Genomic DNA, 14,789 nt, shown 5'->3' with positions numbered 1-14,789 from the left:
ATGCCCCAATATTTGTTTGTCTACCACGGCGGTGCTGCGCCGCAATCTCAGGCCGAAATCGACGCCACCATGGCTGCATGGGGCGCCTGGTTTCAGGACATGGGACCGGCGGTCAAGATACCAGGCAACCCGGTCGGGCAGTCCTATACTGTCAGCGCGTCAGGCGTTGCCGAGGATGGTGGTGCAAATCCCGCGTCGGGATTTAGCGTCGTTATGGCCGACACGGTCGAGGCGGCGAATGAAATGGCCAAGGGCTGCCCCATGGTCGTCAGTGGCACCGGCTCGGTCGAGGTGGCTGAGATCCACGAATTCGAGGCCTAGGCCTAACCGGGAAAACCCGGTGCAGGCCGGATCACGCCGCATTCCAGCCCTCGGCGGCTGTATTGCGTGGCATTCATGAACTTGCGGGTGGCCGGGTGATCGGCCTCCAGCACGCCAAGACTGACAAGAATGGCTGCAATCGCGCATTCACTGGCGCGGGTTGTGCCATCGGCTATCTTCAGGGCCACGCCCATCCTTTTCTCGGGGATGATGGCCACAAACACGGCCTCGGCCCCGGTTTTGATCGCGGCGCGGCCATTCATGGCGCGCATCAGCTCGGTGCAGGCACGCGTCTCACCCGCTACCAGGTCCGGATGCTGGATCATGGCCGCCGTCAGCTTCTGCGCGGCATCGCTGGACCGATCCGAGCGATCAGCAGCGGATGCAAACCAAGCCATGGAACGGGCAAGACCCACCAGCGATGTGGCAAAATTCGGCGCCGAGCAGCCGTCAATCCCATAGCCGGGGCTGGTTTCCCCTGTGGTTTCTTCGAATGCAGCCAGGCTGGCCTGCTGAACGGGATGATCGATTTCAAGATATTCCGGCCCGGCCCCCATATGCTGTGCCAAGGTCAGAAACCCGCAGTGTTTGCCCGAACAATTGTTGTGTATCTGACAGGGTGTATCGTCGGCCAATATCAGCCGGTCGCGTGCGGCCTTGTCCGCCGGTTCCTGCGGGCCGCAGCGCAGATCGGGCTCTGACAGTCCCAGATGATCCAGCCAGGCGGTCACGCGATCCGTGTGAATGGCAGCCCCGTTGTGTGACGCGCAGGCCAACGCCAGATGCTCGGAACTCAGCCCGTATTTTGCCGCCGCACCCGACGTGATCAAGGGAAGTGCTTGAATCATCTTGGCGGATGAGCGCGGATAGATCACCGCGTTCGGGTCCCCCCAGCTTTGCACAATCTGGCCGGTATCGTCGCAGATGACAGCGTGGCCCAGATGCAAGCTTTCCAGCAAAGGACCGCGCCACAGTTCTGTCATCGGGATAGGCTGCGTCATCGGGACCTCCGGTTTTTTGCGCAAAATTCTGCCAATCGCCCTTTCGCCTGTGGCGAAACCTGCGTTAGTGTGTGTATGTCGGCAATCATCGGAATGCGCAACTTTCGTAAAGACGAACCGGCAGGGTTCGCGGGGCATTCCGGTGGGTATGAGGTAAAAGGTCGAGCTAGGAGGCTGGACAAATGGGATCAATGCTCGTCCGCGTGATCGCGGGCCTGTGTGTGGCAGGGATGGCCACAACTGCAATCGCTCAACAAGCGACAAGCACAAATCGCGTAGCGGCAAAAACCGATTGGAGCGTTTTTGTCGAAGATGATCCCACCGAATGCTGGAGCGTTTCCGCCCCGAAGGAAACGGTGAATACCCGTGGCGGGCGTGTGGTTTCGGTCCGTCGCAGCGACATCCTGCTGTTCGTGTTCTATCGCCCCAATGCCGAGGTCAAAGGTCAGGTCACCTTTACCGGTGGCTATCCGTTCGCATCGGGCTCGACCGTGAACCTGAATGTGGATGGCAGTGAATTTGAGCTGTTCACTGAAGGCGAATGGGCTTGGCCGGCAACAGCCGCCGATGACGCCAAGATCGTCACCGCCATGAAACGCGGGACCGAGGCGGTGCTGACCGCACGGTCCGAGCGTGGAACGCAGACCAAAGACACGTTTTCGCTGCTGGGCTTCACGGCGGCCATTGAAGACGCCGAAACTCGCTGCACCAACTAAGGTTACGCTCGTGCGTGAAAGGCCCCGTCATCTGGCGGGGCTTTGTCGTTTTGGCGACCCGTTAGCGTCTTTACGCAATGTCAGCTTTGAATTTGATCCGTATCAATGTCGCGGCCTTCAGAATCTGAACTAATCGGTTCAAGAGAAACGAAGGAGTGAAAGATATGATGAACAAGTCTCTGGTCGCGTTGATGATGGTGTGTGGGGTTCTGTTGACGGCCTGTGAAAACAACGAAGAAACCTATCCGGTTACCGGTGAAGAATGTGGTCCAGATGATCCGGTGAAAAAGCTGGATGCAGCTGACTGCCTTGTTCCACCCTCAGGTGTCTGACACTGCACCGACATTCGCCAGCTAAACGACTGACCGCAGCAACGCCTTTGCTGCGGTCGAATTCAATCGAAGGCTTTCAAAAAAACATGCTAACCTGACCTCGTCCGTTATGAACAGATCGGAGAGGTGGTTATGCGTTTTGTTTTTGTCGCCCTGCTTTTTCCAACTGTCGCGATTGCTGACCCGACACTGGAGTGTTCCAGCGTGAGTTCACAGGTTGAAATCGGATCCTGTGTTGCGGAGATGGAAGACAGGGTCAAAGTTGCGCTAGAGATAAGTTATGAACTGGCTGCAGAGGCCGCCGGTGAATTGGACGACGTCACAGGGCGTGTAGAGGCACAGCCTGCTCTGGAAACTGCCCAAACTGCATGGGCAAGTTATAGGGACGCGCATTGCAATGCTGTTGGCGCTTCATTTGGTGGCGGATCAGGAACAGGTATCGCAATTGCGTCCTGCCGGGTGAATCTGGGTCGCGCACGCGTTGATGAACTTTTGCGCCTGGCAAACTGATTGGTACGATTCCTTTTGATCTTTGCGCGCGTTCCTATATAGAGGCGCATCCCAAGCCAGAATCTGCATAGATACGCCCCAAAAGGTACCAGCATGTCGCCCAAAGCGCCGATCACGCAAGACGTTATGACCATCCCCCGCAAACTGCCCGAGGGGAAAGTGAATCTGGTGGGTTTGTCGCGTGATCGCCTGCGTGAGGTGTTGATCGAACATGGCACGCCTGAAAAACAGGCCAAAATGCGCACCGGGCAGATCTGGCAGTGGATCTACCAATGGGGCGTGCGGGACTTTGCCGAGATGACAAATCTGGCCAAAGCCTATCGCACACAGCTGGCTGAGAATTTCGTAATCGAAATCCCTGAGGTCGTGACCCGTCAGGTCTCGGAAGACGGAACCCGCAAATACCTGTGCCGTATTGCAGGCGGCCACGAGGTTGAGGTTGTTTACATCCCTGAAGAAGATCGCGGCACTTTGTGTATCTCGTCCCAGGTGGGTTGCACGCTGACCTGTTCTTTCTGCCATACTGGAACGCAGAAGCTGGTGCGCAACCTGACAGCGGCGGAAATTGTTGGTCAGGTGATGATGGCTCGCGATGATCTTGAGGAATGGCCAACCCCCGGTGCCCCCAAGGACGAAACGCGCCTGCTGTCGAACATCGTTCTGATGGGCATGGGCGAGCCGCTTTATAACTTCGAAAACGTCCGTGATGCGATGAAGATCGCCATGGACCCTGAAGGTATTTCCCTGTCGCGCCGCCGGATCACGCTGTCCACATCTGGCGTGGTGCCTGAAATCGCACGGACTGCCGAAGAAATCGGCTGCCTGCTGGCGATCTCATTCCATGCCACCACGGATGAGACCCGAGACGTTCTGGTTCCCATCAACAAGCGCTGGAATATTGAGGAGTTGCTGCAAGCGCTCGCGAGCTATCCTAACGCGTCGAATTCCGAGCGGATCACCTTTGAATATGTGATGCTGGATGGCGTCAATGACAGTGATGAGGACGCGCATCGCCTGATCGAGCACATAAAGCGCCACAATATACCCGCCAAGATCAACCTGATCCCATTCAACGAATGGCCCGGCGCGCCGTACAAGCGCAGCTCGAACAATCGTATCCGGGCCTTTGCGAACATCATCTATCAGGCAGGCTATGCCTCACCGATCCGCAAAACACGCGGAGAAGACATCATGGCCGCCTGTGGCCAGCTGAAATCGGCCACCGAACGTGCTCGTAAATCACGCAAGCAGATTGAGGCCGAGGCTGGGCTGAACGGCTGAGCGACACTGCCAGCGCCTGTTTTCTGAACTCAAAATTTGTTATATTTGGCCTGTTCGGTTCAGGTCGGGCTCACCTTTGTGCACAAGGCTGTGAGAGGAATGGGTCGTTGTGAACCACAAGCTAAATCCTTGACAATGTCCTGCGCGCGGACCGAACGCAGGCAAACTGTTTTCAGATGGGCCAATACCATGAGCACGATTTTAAAAATTAGTTTCAAAACAATACTCACCGCCTCATTCTCGCTTCTTTTCCATATCGGAGCCGCGAAGGCCGATGACCGCGAGGCACACATCACAATCGAGAACCCCGCTGAGCTCAGCAAAGACGAGGCCGAAGAGATTTATCAATCGCTTAGCCGACGTCTGGCACGCGGCTATGCCGGGGCGCGACTTGACCTGATCCGGAATTATCAAAGCTGGGCGCTGTTCAATGACTCGCCTTATGTGTCGGCGACCCACGGTCAACGATATGTGAACAGCTACGCCAATCGCATGGCCCATAACTACGGAGCCATGCAGGACGGAGACGTGTTGCCAGCGGGGTCGGTTCTGGCAAAGGACAGTATGACGGTTACCGATGAGGGTAAGATCTTTCCGGGTGCGATGTTCGTGATGGAGAAGCTACCGCAGGGCACCAACCCTGCAACGGCTGATTGGCGTTACATCATGGTGCTGCCTGACGGTTCGCTTTATGGAGACACCACAGGATCACGCCCCAATCAGGTTGTTTATTGCCACGAATGTCACGAACAGGTGGCTGAGCGTGACTACACATTCTTCGTGCCCGAAGAGTATCGGGTCAAGGCTGAGTAGCTTTCAACTTATCCACGCTTAAGGCGCGCCGTGCCGATCACTTCGATCATTTGTTGGCGGACGGGTTCGGGTTGGGCTTCGACAGCATTCAAAACCTCGCGCAGTTCGGCGCGCAACCCGTGCATCTGATCGATCAGAGAGATCATCATCGACAGGGCATCCGCCTCCATATCGTATTGCTCATGAAGCTCGCAGGCCAGTTCCAGCCGGGCGACGTCGATGCTGCGATAAACCACGCCTTGTGCCGATTGCTCGGGGATCACAATTTCAGCGGCCAGATATTCGGTCAGACGGTCCGAGGTCAGGCGGGTGATGGTGGCGATCAGTTCCTCTTCGGTCAGGGTCATGACGGCATTCCTTTCCGAGGATCATAGCTGTGGCTTTCGCGCCAGGTTTCCATGAAGTGCTTCAGGTCATCGTCGATCTGATCGGGAAGGGCGACGGTCAACTCGATCAGTTGATCCCCCCGCCCAGACGAGCCGCGTTTTTTGACCCCCTTGCCCCGCAGGCGCAGTGTCTTGCCGCTGCTGGTGCCCGCCGGGACGGTCACGTTGACACCGCCGTCGATTGTCGGGGCGGGGATTTTGCCGCCCAGAATAGCCTCATCAATGCTGATGGGCAGGGTGATGTGGATATCATCGCCCTGCCGGTCGAACACGGGATGGTCCGCAACCGAAATCGTGACCAGCGCATCACCCGCCGGTCCGTCACCATAGCCCGGAGCGCCTTTGCCCCGCAGCCGGATGGTCTGGCCCGAGGTGATGCCCGCCGGTATCTTGACCTCAATCCGGTTGCCATCGGGCAGGGTCAGTTTCTGACTGGCCCCAAACACAGCATCCAGAAAGCTGATCTGCAGCGAGTAGTTCAGGTTGTGACCCGGCGCGTGGAATTCCTGCGCGCGCTGACTGCCAAACCCACTGCGGCCACGCATGAATTCAGCGAAGATGTCTGACATATCATCCGGGTCCGCCTGCCGCCCGCGATAAGGGTTTCCGGCGGCCTCGGCATAATCACGATAGTATTGCTGTTGCGGGCGTTCCTGACCGGAGGCGTCGATCTCGCCATTGTCATAACGGGCACGGGTTTCAGGGTCTTTCAGCAGATCGTAAGCAGCGGCGGCGGCTTTGAACTTTGCCTCAGCCTCGGCATCACCGGGTTTCAGATCCGGATGGCATTCTTTTGCGATGCGCCGATAAGCTTTCTTGATATCGGCAGCACTGGCGTCTTTGGCTACGCCAAGGACGGAATAGGGATCGTCGCTCATCTCACCTCTCGCGGATGTGGGTCGGTCTGATCTTTATGAATGTGTTTTATCATGCGATTTCAACCGGCCGAAAGGAAGAGGCAATTGAATTGCTTCGTAAAATCCGGCGGGTCTGGTAGTATCTACATGATCTCAGATGTTCTTTGACGGAGGCCCCGCATGTCACGCAGATTCAAATCCGCTTTGGCCTTGCTGGCCGGGAACGCAATCGGGTTGATATTGGCCGTACTGCTGCTGACCGGTTTTGCGATCAAACCTTTGTCCTTTGTGGTCGTGGTGATTGTCTTCACCGTTGTTCAAGTGATCGCAGAGCCTTTGATCCTGAAGATCGGAGAAAAGAAAGCGCCTGCACTCAGAGGTGGGATCGCCCTGATCGTGACTTTTGTGGGTCTGCTGGTGACCGAATGGATCACAGCCGGACTTGTTATCGGAGGGGTGGCAAATCTGTTGGCAGCAACGCTGCTGGTTTGGTTGGGCGCTTTGATCGGCAGTATTGTTCTGCCGATCTATGTGTTCCCTGAACTGCGTGCGCCGAAGAAGTAGCTACAGTGCGTTCAGGCTGGCCTCGATGGCTTGCCATAGTTCCTCAACAGGTTCACATCCAACAGACAGGCGGATGAAACCGGGGTCAACATCATCGCCCCAGCGGGCGCGACGCTCGGCCGAGCTGTGGACGCCGCCAAAGGATGTCGCAGGGCGCAACAAAGGGCATCCGTTAATAAACGCCTCTGCTATGTCCTCATTGTCCAGCGTCAGGGACAACAGAAATCCGAACCGTTTCGTCTGAGCCTGCGCAAGCACATGCGCCGGATCGCCAGGCAGCCCCGGATAGCGCACTTGCATGACAGCGGAATGGGTAGCCAGCTGTTCGGCCAGCACCTGCGCTGTACTGCACATTCGGTCGTAGCGCACGTCCAGTGTTTCCAGCCCGCGATGTAGCAACCACGCCTCATGCGGGCCGGGGATCGCGCCTGAGACGCGTCGCCATTCCTCGACCCGTTCCATGATCTGCTCGTTGCGGCTGGCGACATGACCCATCAGCAAATCTGAATGTCCGCCCATTGCCTTGGTGTCGGAGGACACCACGACATCAATCCCCAGATCCAGCGGGCGCTGGCCCAGCGGTGTCAGGGTTGTGTTATCTGAAATTGTTACCCCTCCGGCGGTGCGCACTTGTTCAGCAACGTCGGCCAGATCGATCATATCCAGACCGGGGTTCGACGGGCTTTCGACGAACACCACGTCAAACCCCTCGAAACCACCCTCGGCAAAGGACGTTGTTGCGCGTTCCTCAACCTCGACCCCGAGACGCGAGAGGAATCGATCCGACAGCAAGCGCGTGACATAGTACCCGTCCGACGGGATCAGCAGGCGTGATCCGGCCTGAACCGTGGCAAACAACGCTGCTGAGATCGCCGCCATACCCGATGGAAAGCTGAGGCTCGGCGCGTCTTCAAGATGTGACAGCATATGTTCCAGCTGCACCCATGTCGGATTGTCGACGCGGCCATAAGTGGCCAGACCATCCGTTGCGCCCGGCAGGTGGTACATGCTGCTTTGGGTCAGCGGCAGGGCGACCGGTTCACCTTCGTTCAAGGAATTGCCACGCAGGTGCAGCATCTTTCCGATCTTGGGGGCCATGGTTCAGCGCCCCGGAATGGCGTCGCGGGGCGGGGCGGGTTCCCAATTCTCGATGATATCGACCGCTTCTTGCGCAGTATCGACAAAACGGAACAGGTCAAGGTCTTCGTCCGAGATCGTGCCCGCATCGGCCAGTGCCGCCCAGTTGATGACTTTCTCCCAGAACTCACGACCAAACAGCAGGAAGGGCACACGCTCCATCCGGCCTGTCTGGATCAGGGTCAGGGATTCGAACAGTTCATCCATTGTGCCGAAACCACCGGGGAAGATGGTGATGGCGCGGGCGCGCATCAGGAAATGCATCTTGCGGATGGCGAAGTAATGGAAGTTGAAACTAAGATCGGGTGTCACGTACAGGTTCGGTGCCTGTTCGTGCGGCAGCACGATGTTCAACCCGATGGAGCAGCCGTTTGCGTCTTGCGCGCCGCGGTTCCCGGCCTCCATCACGCCAGGGCCACCGCCGGTGACGATCACGTTTTCACGCCCACCGGTCTCGTTGGATTTTTCGGTCATAAGTCGCGCGAATTCGCGGGCTTCATCGTAGTATTGAGATAGACCTGCCAGCGTTTCGGTCCGTGCAGTGTGCTTTTGCGACGGCTCTGGAATACGCGCGCCGCCGAACATGACGATGGTCGAGGTGATCTCACGCTCGCTCATGATCATCTCGGGCTTGAGCAACTCCAACTGCAGACGCACCGGGCGCAGCTCATCCCGGCAAAGGAATTCTTCATCGGCAAAAGCAAGGCGATAGGCAGGCGAGCGGGTCTGCGGCGTATCCGGCACCTCGCGCGCGGTCGAGCGATCTGTTTGTGCGTCGCGGAACGGGCTGTGACGGTCTTCTCTCATGGGTGATCGATCCCTGCTTGCGTGTTTTTCAAACAGCTATAGGGTTCGCGGACAGAGCGCCAGTCACGGAAAGACAAGAATGAATTGGAAGAGTGAAATATTAGCCGCCCAGCATCGCATTTCAGGCTATGCGCAGGTCACACCCGTGATGACCAGCAAGATACCAGGCTATCCCATCGAACTGAAGCTGGAGCAGATGCAGCATACCGGCAGTTTCAAGGCGCGAGGGGCGTTCAATACTCTGATCAGTTCCGACGTGCCTGAGGCCGGTGTGGTCGCGGCATCCGGTGGCAACCATGGCGCAGCCGCCGCCTATGCGGCGCAGGCGCTGGGCTACCCGGCCAAGATTTTTGTGCCCGAGCTTGCGGGGCCGTCCAAAATCGCATTGATCAAGCAAACCGGTGCGGACCTGAGCGTTGTCTCGGGTGAGTATGCCAACGCGCTGACGGCCGCGCAGGCGCATGAACAAGCTACCGGCGCGATGCAGATTCATGCCTATGACGCGCCCGCAACGGTGGCTGGGCAGGGGACGTGCTTTGCCGAGTGGGACGCTCAGGGGCTGGAAGCCGATACTGTTCTAGTTGCGGTTGGTGGCGGTGGTCTGATTGCGGGCGCTCTGGCGTGGTTTGACGGCGCGCGCAAGGTTGTGGCGGTCGAACCCGAGACTTCTTGCGCCTTGAATGCAGCGCTGAAGGCGGGTGAGCCTGTGGATGTGTCCGTGTCCGGCATTGCAGCGAATGCGTTGGGTGCCCGGCGGATTGGCCAGATTTGCTTTGATCTGGCGCAGGGTATGAGCTCGGTTCTGGTGAGTGATGAAGCCATTGCAGAAGCGCAGCAGATGCTTTGGCAGGCGCATCGAATTCTGGTGGAACCCGCAGGGGCCGCAGCGCTGGCGGCGCTGACCTCGGGGGCCTATCAGCCCGAACCGGGTGAGCGTGTCGCGGTCCTGATCTGCGGTGGGAATATCGCCCCCGACCCGCTTGCCGGGTGAATGATCGTTGCCCAGACGTAAACGGAACCGTGTTCGTCGCATTGCGCCATGAGTGTCACTTGCGTATAGGCCAAACCAACACGAACAGATTCTGTAGGGAGACGCCCAATGTCCAACGCGCAATTGGAAGCCGCCATCGAAGCCGCCTGGGACGCGCGCGATACGATCACACCAGCAACCACGGGTGAGCAGCGCGAAGCCATCGAGGATACCCTGAACGCGCTGGACGGCGGGTCATTGCGGGTTGCCGAGAAGCAGGAGAGCGGTGACTGGCATGTGAACCAATGGGCGAAGAAAGCGGTTCTGCTGGGCTTTCGCATCAAGGATATGGAAACGCAAACCGGCGGCCCGCAGGGCGGCGGCTGGTGGGACAAGGTCGACAGCAAGTTCGCAGGTTGGGGTGACAACCAGTGGAAAGCCGCTGGCTTCCGCGCGGTTCCGAACTGCGTTGTCCGCAAATCTGCCTTCATCGCACCGGGCGTCGTTCTGATGCCGTCTTTCGTGAACCTGGGTGCCTATGTGGACGAAGGCACCATGGTTGATACCTGGGCCACTGTTGGGTCCTGTGCGCAGATCGGCAAGAATGTACACCTGTCCGGCGGCGTTGGCATTGGCGGTGTGTTGGAGCCGATGCAGGCGGGCCCAACAATCATCGAGGACAACTGCTTTATCGGCGCGCGTTCCGAAGTTGTCGAGGGCTGCATCGTGCGCGAAGGCTCGGTTCTGGGGATGGGCGTGTTCATCGGCAAGTCGACCAAGATCGTGGATCGTGAGACCGGCGAGGTCATGTATGGCGAAGTACCGCCTTATTCAGTGGTTGTCGCCGGATCGATGCCGTCCAAGAACAACGTGAACCTCTATTGCGCGGTTATCGTGAAACGTGTGGATGAGAAAACCCGTTCGAAAACCGGGATCAATGAGCTGCTGCGTGACTGATCCAAACGTAGCGTGAATGACAAAAGGCCGTGGATAGGCTCCGCGGCCTTTTTTGTAAGAACATCATGCTGCTATACCGGGCGCTGCTGCACAAGAAGAGGAAGACCCATGATCCCAATCGATATAGCCATCTTGTTCATGGGGGCTGCGATTGCGTTGGCCGCTGTTCCGGGGCCGGACAATATCTTTGTGATGACGCAATCGGCACTCTATGGCCGGATGTCAGGGTTGGTTGTGACGCTGGGACTGGCCTCTGGGCTTATCGTGCACACCACCGCGGCGGCTTTGGGCGTGGCCGTCATTTTCCAAACTTCACAAACTGCCTTTGCGGCGCTGAAATACGCAGGTGCGGCTTATCTGGTCTATTTGGCGTGGAAGGCGTTTACTGCAGCAGGGACTGCGCTTGACGGCGGTGATGCGCCGGAGATCCCGACGCGCAAGCTCTATCTGCATGGGTTGATCATGAACATCGCCAATCCGAAGGTGACGATTTTCATGCTGGCCTTCCTACCGCAATTTGTTGATCCGCTGAACGGATCGCTGATCGGGCAGTTCTATCAACTGGGCGCACTGATGTTCCTGGCGACGGTTGTGGTGTTTGGGGCCGTGGCCCTGGCTGCCGGTACGTTGGGTAGCTGGCTGAGGGGTTCGCCTTCTGTTCAGCTGTGGATGAACCGCGTTTCGGGCGTGATCTTTGTTGCGCTGGCCCTCAAACTGGCCACGGCCGAGCGCTAGGGGCCGGACCCTAAGCTTGACCAATTCAGGCCGCAGGGCTAAGGCCCGTGCCATGGAAAAGCAGAAAAAACCCTCGCGCCAGCAAGTCTATACCCTTCTTGTTCAGATCGGACGGAAGGATGGAGATGGTTTGCCCGACAGGGCAACGGGTGCGGCGTTGATCTGTTATGCCAGTGGCGTGGATGAGGCCGAGGCCGTGCGCGAGACCGTGGCGATCCTGAAGCAAGCAGATACCGCGCCTCTGGATGTCACCGGTTACGGCACGTTGGCTGAGCGTGAGGCGCAAGGCCATGACATCGATGCGGATGAACGTACCCTGATGCAGCGAGCGCTGGACGAAAACGCGGTAATCGTGGCGCAGATGACTCCGTTTTTTGAAGACGAAACCTCAGCCTCTTAGTTCTGCGATCCGAACCATTTGCGGTGTAACTCGTCATAGGTCCCGTCCTCACGCAGGGACAGCAGCGCCTGATTGACCTCTTCCACCAGTGGCGAGCCGGTCGGGAAGGCAATGCCATAGTTTTCTCGCAGGAAGATGCTACCCGTCATCGTTGCAATCCTGCGTCCCTCATGCGCCGCGAAGTAGGACAGGATAGGCGCGTCGAACACGACAGCGTCCAGATCTTCGGCTTTAAATGCCTCAAGCATCTGATCGAGCCCCGGATAGCCCGCATATTCGATTTCGCGCCGGTCCAGGAAGCTGGCCGCAGTTGAACCTGTAATGGTGCCGACATTCTTGCCATAGAGATCATTCACCGAATTCACATTGCCGGTGATCGCATCCACCGTCATGACACTGGTGATGCGGGCGGTGAAGACCGATACAATGAACAGCGAGGATACCACGAGCACCACGCCCAGAATGCGGCCAAATGGTGTGCGGGGCATCCGTTCTTCAAAACCGCCATTTACGACCAGATTCAGCGCCCACCAGAAGGATGGGAACCATGCCTCGTTCAGCTTACGGTCGAAATAGGGCTGCGCACGTCGTTCGAAACCCCACATCAACATGCCACCGCCAAGCAGGATGGCGAAGGCCAAACCAATGGCTAGAAACAATTCGGTGGACAGCAGCGCCTGCAACAGCGACGGTCTGCGCACCGCATCCGATGGCACCATGATCTGCAAGCCCGCCTCAAAAATCGGCTGGCTAAAATCCATCTGTGTTTCGCGCGATGCCGTGATCGAGATATTGGCGATGGCTAAATCGGCCGATCCGTCCTCGACCGCGCCCAGCATCTCGGCAAATGAGTCCACGCGCTGGACAGAGTATTCCCATCCCAAGGCCTCAGAAAGAGCCCCCAGCAAGTCCATCGAGAATCCGGTTTCGGCACCGTCCTCGACATAGGAAAACGGCGGGCGTGTCACTGTCGTGACATTTAGCGTCTGTGCCAGGCTTTGCTGTGCGAGAACGGCGAAAGTCAGGCTGATCAATGCGTAGAATGCGCGCTTCATGGTCAAGTCACCCGTTTCGCGGCCCTGTAACGCGAATGTATATGCGTGGGCAAGGTGGCCGCTGGGTAAATCGACATGTTTTGTTGCACTCTCAGGCTGATACTTTGCCTGTTCAGGGAGATAAATTTTGTGGATTGGCCTTGGCAATCCGGTCAATTCGTTGAATCTGTGCACGAACCTGAGCGCAAGACCAACAGCGAGGCCCACATATGACCGATGCAGTTCAACTGACGGCAGACCTGATCCGTTGCCCATCGGTCACACCTGATGAGGGCGGAGCGCTCGTTCTGCTGCAGGACATCCTAACGGAGGCAGGGTTCGAATGTACTCGGGTGGATCGCGGTGGCATTAGTAACCTGTTCGCCCGTTGGGGCCCCAAGGGACACGCGCGGACATTTGGGTTCAACGGCCATACGGATGTGGTGCCTGTGGGGGATCAGGCGGCCTGGACCAAACCGCCCTTCGGGGCCGAGGTTCATGACGGGGTGATGTATGGGCGCGGCGCGACGGATATGAAATCGGGCGTTGCCGCCTTTGCGGCTGCGGCGATTGATTTCGTGCGCGACACCCCACCCGACGGGGCGATTATCCTGACCATTACGGGCGACGAAGAAGCTGACGCGTTGGATGGCACAACCGCCCTGCTTGATCATATGGATCAGCTTGGCGAAAAGATGAGCGTGTGCCTGGTTGGTGAACCCACATGCCCGAACCGGATGGGCGAGATGATGAAAATCGGCCGGCGCGGGTCGATGACTGCATGGTTCACCGTGACGGGGATTCAGGGACATTCAGCCTATCCGCATCGGGCCAAAAACCCTTTGCCAGCCATCGCGCGGCTGATGGATCGGCTGGCCAGTCATGAACTGGACCAGGGCACCGATCACTTCGATGCGTCCACACTGGCCGTGGTCACCATCGACACCGGTAATCCCGCGACAAATGTCATCCCCGCGCAATGCAGTGGCACCGTCAATATCCGCTTCAACGACACGCATACCGGTGCGAGCTTGAGTGACTGGCTTAAGGCTGAAGCGGCGCGCGTAGCCGATGAGTTTGGCGTTCAGGTTGATACAAAGATCAAGATCTCGGGCGAAAGTTTCCTGACCCCGCCGGGCGCACTGTCCGATTTGGTGGCGCAAGCGGTTGAGGCCGAAACGAGCATGCGACCCGAACTGTCAACAACAGGCGGCACCTCGGATGCGCGGTTTGTAAAAAACCACTGCCCGGTGGTCGAGTTCGGGCTTGTCGGACGCACGATGCATCAGGTCGATGAATGCGTCGAGGTGGCCCAGATCGAGCAGTTGAAGGCGATTTATACGCGTATTCTGACTGACTATTTTGCCTGAGCGATGCAGCGCACTCTGGTCATCATGGTCAAAGAGCCTCGTCCGGGCCGCGTTAAAACCCGGTTGGGACGCGATTTCGGTATGGTAGGCGCTGCATGGTGGTTCCGGCACCAGACCCGGTCGCTGATCCGGCGGCTGCACGATCCGCGTTGGCAGATTGTGTTGGCGGTTTCCCCTGACGCAGAAGGGCTGACCAGTCGGATCTGGCCTGCCGATCTGCCACGCGTGGCGCAGGGGCGAGGCGATCTGGGTGACCGTATGGGGCGGATGCTGCGCGGGATGCCAAAAGGGCCGGTTTGCCTGATTGGGGCGGATATTCCGGGTATCGCGCTATGTCATATCTCGGACGCGTTCAAGGCATTGGGTCGTTCGCAAATGGTGTTCGGCCCGGCCCCGGATGGCGGCTATTGGCTGGTCGGTGCGCAACGCTATGGCGCGTTGCCCTTGGGCTTGTTTCGGGATGTGCGCTGGTCGACGGAACATGCGCTAGCCGATACGTTGGCGTCTGCTTCCGGCTGTCGTATCGCCCTGTTGGACGAGCTGCGTGATGTGGATACCGTCGCTGATTTGCGCGGCTGAGCCGAATGGACACTTTTTG

General features: G+C 58.1%; 19 protein-coding genes. 13 read left to right on the top strand and 6 right to left on the bottom strand.

Features of this window, described 5'->3' with window-relative positions:
- Entirely contained in the window at positions 1-321 is a 321-nt protein-coding gene (locus ACR0DH_RS16705; RefSeq protein WP_480543238.1) for a YciI family protein, read from the top strand.
- Positions 322-323: 2 nt separating this feature from the next.
- On the opposite strand, the gene ACR0DH_RS16700 is transcribed toward ACR0DH_RS16705, so the two are convergent.
- Entirely contained in the window at positions 324-1,322 is a 999-nt protein-coding gene (locus ACR0DH_RS16700; RefSeq protein WP_480550600.1) for an asparaginase, read from the bottom strand.
- A 182-nt stretch (positions 1,323-1,504) separates the two neighbouring features.
- On the opposite strand from ACR0DH_RS16700, the gene ACR0DH_RS16695 reads away from it, so the two are divergent.
- The 5 genes from ACR0DH_RS16695 to ACR0DH_RS16675 all read left to right on the top strand — a co-directional run bounded on the left by ACR0DH_RS16695 (position 1,505) and on the right by ACR0DH_RS16675 (position 4,974).
- Positions 1,505-2,038, top strand: coding sequence for an invasion associated locus B family protein (locus tag ACR0DH_RS16695; RefSeq protein WP_480500665.1), 534 nt, complete (start codon positions 1,505-1,507; stop codon positions 2,036-2,038).
- A gap of 164 nt (positions 2,039-2,202) precedes the next feature.
- Positions 2,203-2,370, top strand: a complete 168-nt coding sequence (locus tag ACR0DH_RS16690; RefSeq protein ID WP_170533589.1) for a hypothetical protein — start codon at positions 2,203-2,205, stop codon at positions 2,368-2,370.
- A gap of 132 nt (positions 2,371-2,502) precedes the next feature.
- Positions 2,503-2,880, top strand: coding sequence for a lysozyme inhibitor LprI family protein (locus tag ACR0DH_RS16685; RefSeq protein WP_480550602.1), 378 nt, complete (start codon positions 2,503-2,505; stop codon positions 2,878-2,880).
- A 93-nt stretch (positions 2,881-2,973) separates the two neighbouring features.
- Positions 2,974-4,161 carry a dual-specificity RNA methyltransferase RlmN gene (gene rlmN / locus ACR0DH_RS16680; protein ID WP_480550604.1) on the top strand — a complete coding sequence of 396 codons (1,188 nt, stop codon included), beginning with the start codon at positions 2,974-2,976 and terminating at the stop codon, positions 4,159-4,161.
- Between the two features lie 189 nt (positions 4,162-4,350).
- Entirely contained in the window at positions 4,351-4,974 is a 624-nt protein-coding gene (locus ACR0DH_RS16675; protein ID WP_480550606.1) for a cytochrome P460 family protein, read from the top strand.
- Between the two features lie 8 nt (positions 4,975-4,982).
- On the opposite strand, the gene ACR0DH_RS16670 is transcribed toward ACR0DH_RS16675, so the two are convergent.
- The gene (locus tag ACR0DH_RS16670) at positions 4,983-5,321 is read right to left on the bottom strand and encodes a hypothetical protein (RefSeq protein ID WP_170533578.1); all 339 of its coding nucleotides are present in this window, start codon (positions 5,319-5,321) and stop codon (positions 4,983-4,985) included.
- Complete coding sequence (locus tag ACR0DH_RS16665; RefSeq protein WP_480550608.1) at positions 5,318-6,238, bottom strand: DnaJ C-terminal domain-containing protein; 921 nt, start codon at positions 6,236-6,238, stop codon at positions 5,318-5,320. The genes ACR0DH_RS16670 and ACR0DH_RS16665 overlap by 4 nt, the downstream gene beginning before the upstream one ends.
- A gap of 159 nt (positions 6,239-6,397) precedes the next feature.
- On the opposite strand from ACR0DH_RS16665, the gene ACR0DH_RS16660 reads away from it, so the two are divergent.
- Complete coding sequence (locus ACR0DH_RS16660) at positions 6,398-6,781, top strand: hypothetical protein (RefSeq protein ID WP_480550610.1); 384 nt, start codon at positions 6,398-6,400, stop codon at positions 6,779-6,781.
- Here ACR0DH_RS16660 and ACR0DH_RS16655 read toward each other — a convergent pair whose 3' ends face one another.
- Together ACR0DH_RS16655 and ACR0DH_RS16650 are read right to left on the bottom strand one after the other, a co-directional pair.
- Positions 6,782-7,879 carry a cystathionine gamma-lyase gene (locus ACR0DH_RS16655; RefSeq protein ID WP_480543222.1) on the bottom strand — a complete coding sequence of 366 codons (1,098 nt, stop codon included), beginning with the start codon at positions 7,877-7,879 and terminating at the stop codon, positions 6,782-6,784. It abuts the gene before it with no gap.
- Positions 7,880-7,882: 3 nt separating this feature from the next.
- Positions 7,883-8,725, bottom strand: coding sequence for an LOG family protein (locus ACR0DH_RS16650; RefSeq protein ID WP_170533568.1), 843 nt, complete (start codon positions 8,723-8,725; stop codon positions 7,883-7,885).
- A 79-nt stretch (positions 8,726-8,804) separates the two neighbouring features.
- On the opposite strand from ACR0DH_RS16650, the gene ACR0DH_RS16645 reads away from it, so the two are divergent.
- The 4 genes from ACR0DH_RS16645 (at position 8,805) to ACR0DH_RS16630 (ending at position 11,787) form a co-directional block, all read left to right on the top strand.
- Entirely contained in the window at positions 8,805-9,716 is a 912-nt protein-coding gene (locus tag ACR0DH_RS16645; RefSeq protein ID WP_480550612.1) for a threonine/serine dehydratase, read from the top strand.
- Positions 9,717-9,824: 108 nt separating this feature from the next.
- Positions 9,825-10,652: a 2,3,4,5-tetrahydropyridine-2,6-dicarboxylate N-succinyltransferase gene (gene dapD / locus ACR0DH_RS16640; protein ID WP_480550613.1), complete on the top strand. Its 828-nt coding sequence runs from the start codon at positions 9,825-9,827 to the stop codon at positions 10,650-10,652.
- Between the two features lie 108 nt (positions 10,653-10,760).
- Positions 10,761-11,387 carry a LysE family translocator gene (locus ACR0DH_RS16635; RefSeq protein WP_480550615.1) on the top strand — a complete coding sequence of 209 codons (627 nt, stop codon included), beginning with the start codon at positions 10,761-10,763 and terminating at the stop codon, positions 11,385-11,387.
- 52 nt (positions 11,388-11,439) lie between these two features.
- Positions 11,440-11,787 carry a hypothetical protein gene (locus ACR0DH_RS16630; protein WP_480550617.1) on the top strand — a complete coding sequence of 116 codons (348 nt, stop codon included), beginning with the start codon at positions 11,440-11,442 and terminating at the stop codon, positions 11,785-11,787.
- Here ACR0DH_RS16630 and ACR0DH_RS16625 read toward each other — a convergent pair.
- The gene (locus ACR0DH_RS16625) at positions 11,784-12,842 is read right to left on the bottom strand and encodes a transporter substrate-binding domain-containing protein (protein ID WP_170533554.1); all 1,059 of its coding nucleotides are present in this window, start codon (positions 12,840-12,842) and stop codon (positions 11,784-11,786) included. The genes ACR0DH_RS16630 and ACR0DH_RS16625 overlap by 4 nt on opposite strands.
- 209 nt (positions 12,843-13,051) lie before the next feature.
- Between ACR0DH_RS16625 and dapE the strand changes: the two genes are divergently transcribed.
- Positions 13,052-14,191, top strand: a complete 1,140-nt coding sequence (gene dapE / locus ACR0DH_RS16620) for a succinyl-diaminopimelate desuccinylase (protein WP_480550619.1) — start codon at positions 13,052-13,054, stop codon at positions 14,189-14,191.
- Positions 14,192-14,194: 3 nt separating this feature from the next.
- Positions 14,195-14,770 carry a TIGR04282 family arsenosugar biosynthesis glycosyltransferase gene (locus ACR0DH_RS16615; RefSeq protein ID WP_480550621.1) on the top strand — a complete coding sequence of 192 codons (576 nt, stop codon included), beginning with the start codon at positions 14,195-14,197 and terminating at the stop codon, positions 14,768-14,770.
- The last annotated feature ends 19 nt before the right edge of the window (positions 14,771-14,789 follow it).

The organism is Ruegeria sp. I1, assembly GCF_056532675.1.
The sequence above is the reverse complement of the archived record's forward strand: the minus strand, read 5'-3'. Positions and strand labels throughout refer to the sequence as shown.

Bases quoted from the DNA above. Each gene is read 5' to 3' on its own strand.
- ACR0DH_RS16635 (WP_480550615.1), top strand. From the start codon at position 10,761: ATGATCCCAATCGATATAGCCATCTTGTTCATGGGGGCTGCGATTGCG.
- dapE (WP_480550619.1), top strand. From the start codon at position 13,052: ATGACCGATGCAGTTCAACTGACGGCAGACCTGATCCGTTGCCCATCG.
- dapD (WP_480550613.1), top strand. From the start codon at position 9,825: ATGTCCAACGCGCAATTGGAAGCCGCCATCGAAGCCGCCTGGGACGCG.
- ACR0DH_RS16615 (WP_480550621.1), top strand. From the start codon at position 14,195: ATGCAGCGCACTCTGGTCATCATGGTCAAAGAGCCTCGTCCGGGCCGC.
- rlmN (WP_480550604.1), top strand. From the start codon at position 2,974: ATGTCGCCCAAAGCGCCGATCACGCAAGACGTTATGACCATCCCCCGC.
- ACR0DH_RS16690 (WP_170533589.1), top strand. From the start codon at position 2,203: ATGATGAACAAGTCTCTGGTCGCGTTGATGATGGTGTGTGGGGTTCTG.
- ACR0DH_RS16675 (WP_480550606.1), top strand. From the start codon at position 4,351: ATGAGCACGATTTTAAAAATTAGTTTCAAAACAATACTCACCGCCTCA.
- ACR0DH_RS16655 (WP_480543222.1), bottom strand. From the start codon at position 7,879: ATGGCCCCCAAGATCGGAAAGATGCTGCACCTGCGTGGCAATTCCTTG.
- ACR0DH_RS16650 (WP_170533568.1), bottom strand. From the start codon at position 8,725: ATGAGAGAAGACCGTCACAGCCCGTTCCGCGACGCACAAACAGATCGC.
- ACR0DH_RS16630 (WP_480550617.1), top strand. From the start codon at position 11,440: ATGGAAAAGCAGAAAAAACCCTCGCGCCAGCAAGTCTATACCCTTCTT.
- ACR0DH_RS16670 (WP_170533578.1), bottom strand. From the start codon at position 5,321: ATGACCCTGACCGAAGAGGAACTGATCGCCACCATCACCCGCCTGACC.
- ACR0DH_RS16645 (WP_480550612.1), top strand. From the start codon at position 8,805: ATGAATTGGAAGAGTGAAATATTAGCCGCCCAGCATCGCATTTCAGGC.
- ACR0DH_RS16700 (WP_480550600.1), bottom strand. From the start codon at position 1,322: ATGACGCAGCCTATCCCGATGACAGAACTGTGGCGCGGTCCTTTGCTG.
- ACR0DH_RS16705 (WP_480543238.1), top strand. From the start codon at position 1: ATGCCCCAATATTTGTTTGTCTACCACGGCGGTGCTGCGCCGCAATCT.
- ACR0DH_RS16660 (WP_480550610.1), top strand. From the start codon at position 6,398: ATGTCACGCAGATTCAAATCCGCTTTGGCCTTGCTGGCCGGGAACGCA.
- ACR0DH_RS16665 (WP_480550608.1), bottom strand. From the start codon at position 6,238: ATGAGCGACGATCCCTATTCCGTCCTTGGCGTAGCCAAAGACGCCAGT.
- ACR0DH_RS16625 (WP_170533554.1), bottom strand. From the start codon at position 12,842: ATGAAGCGCGCATTCTACGCATTGATCAGCCTGACTTTCGCCGTTCTC.
- ACR0DH_RS16685 (WP_480550602.1), top strand. From the start codon at position 2,503: ATGCGTTTTGTTTTTGTCGCCCTGCTTTTTCCAACTGTCGCGATTGCT.
- ACR0DH_RS16695 (WP_480500665.1), top strand. From the start codon at position 1,505: ATGGGATCAATGCTCGTCCGCGTGATCGCGGGCCTGTGTGTGGCAGGG.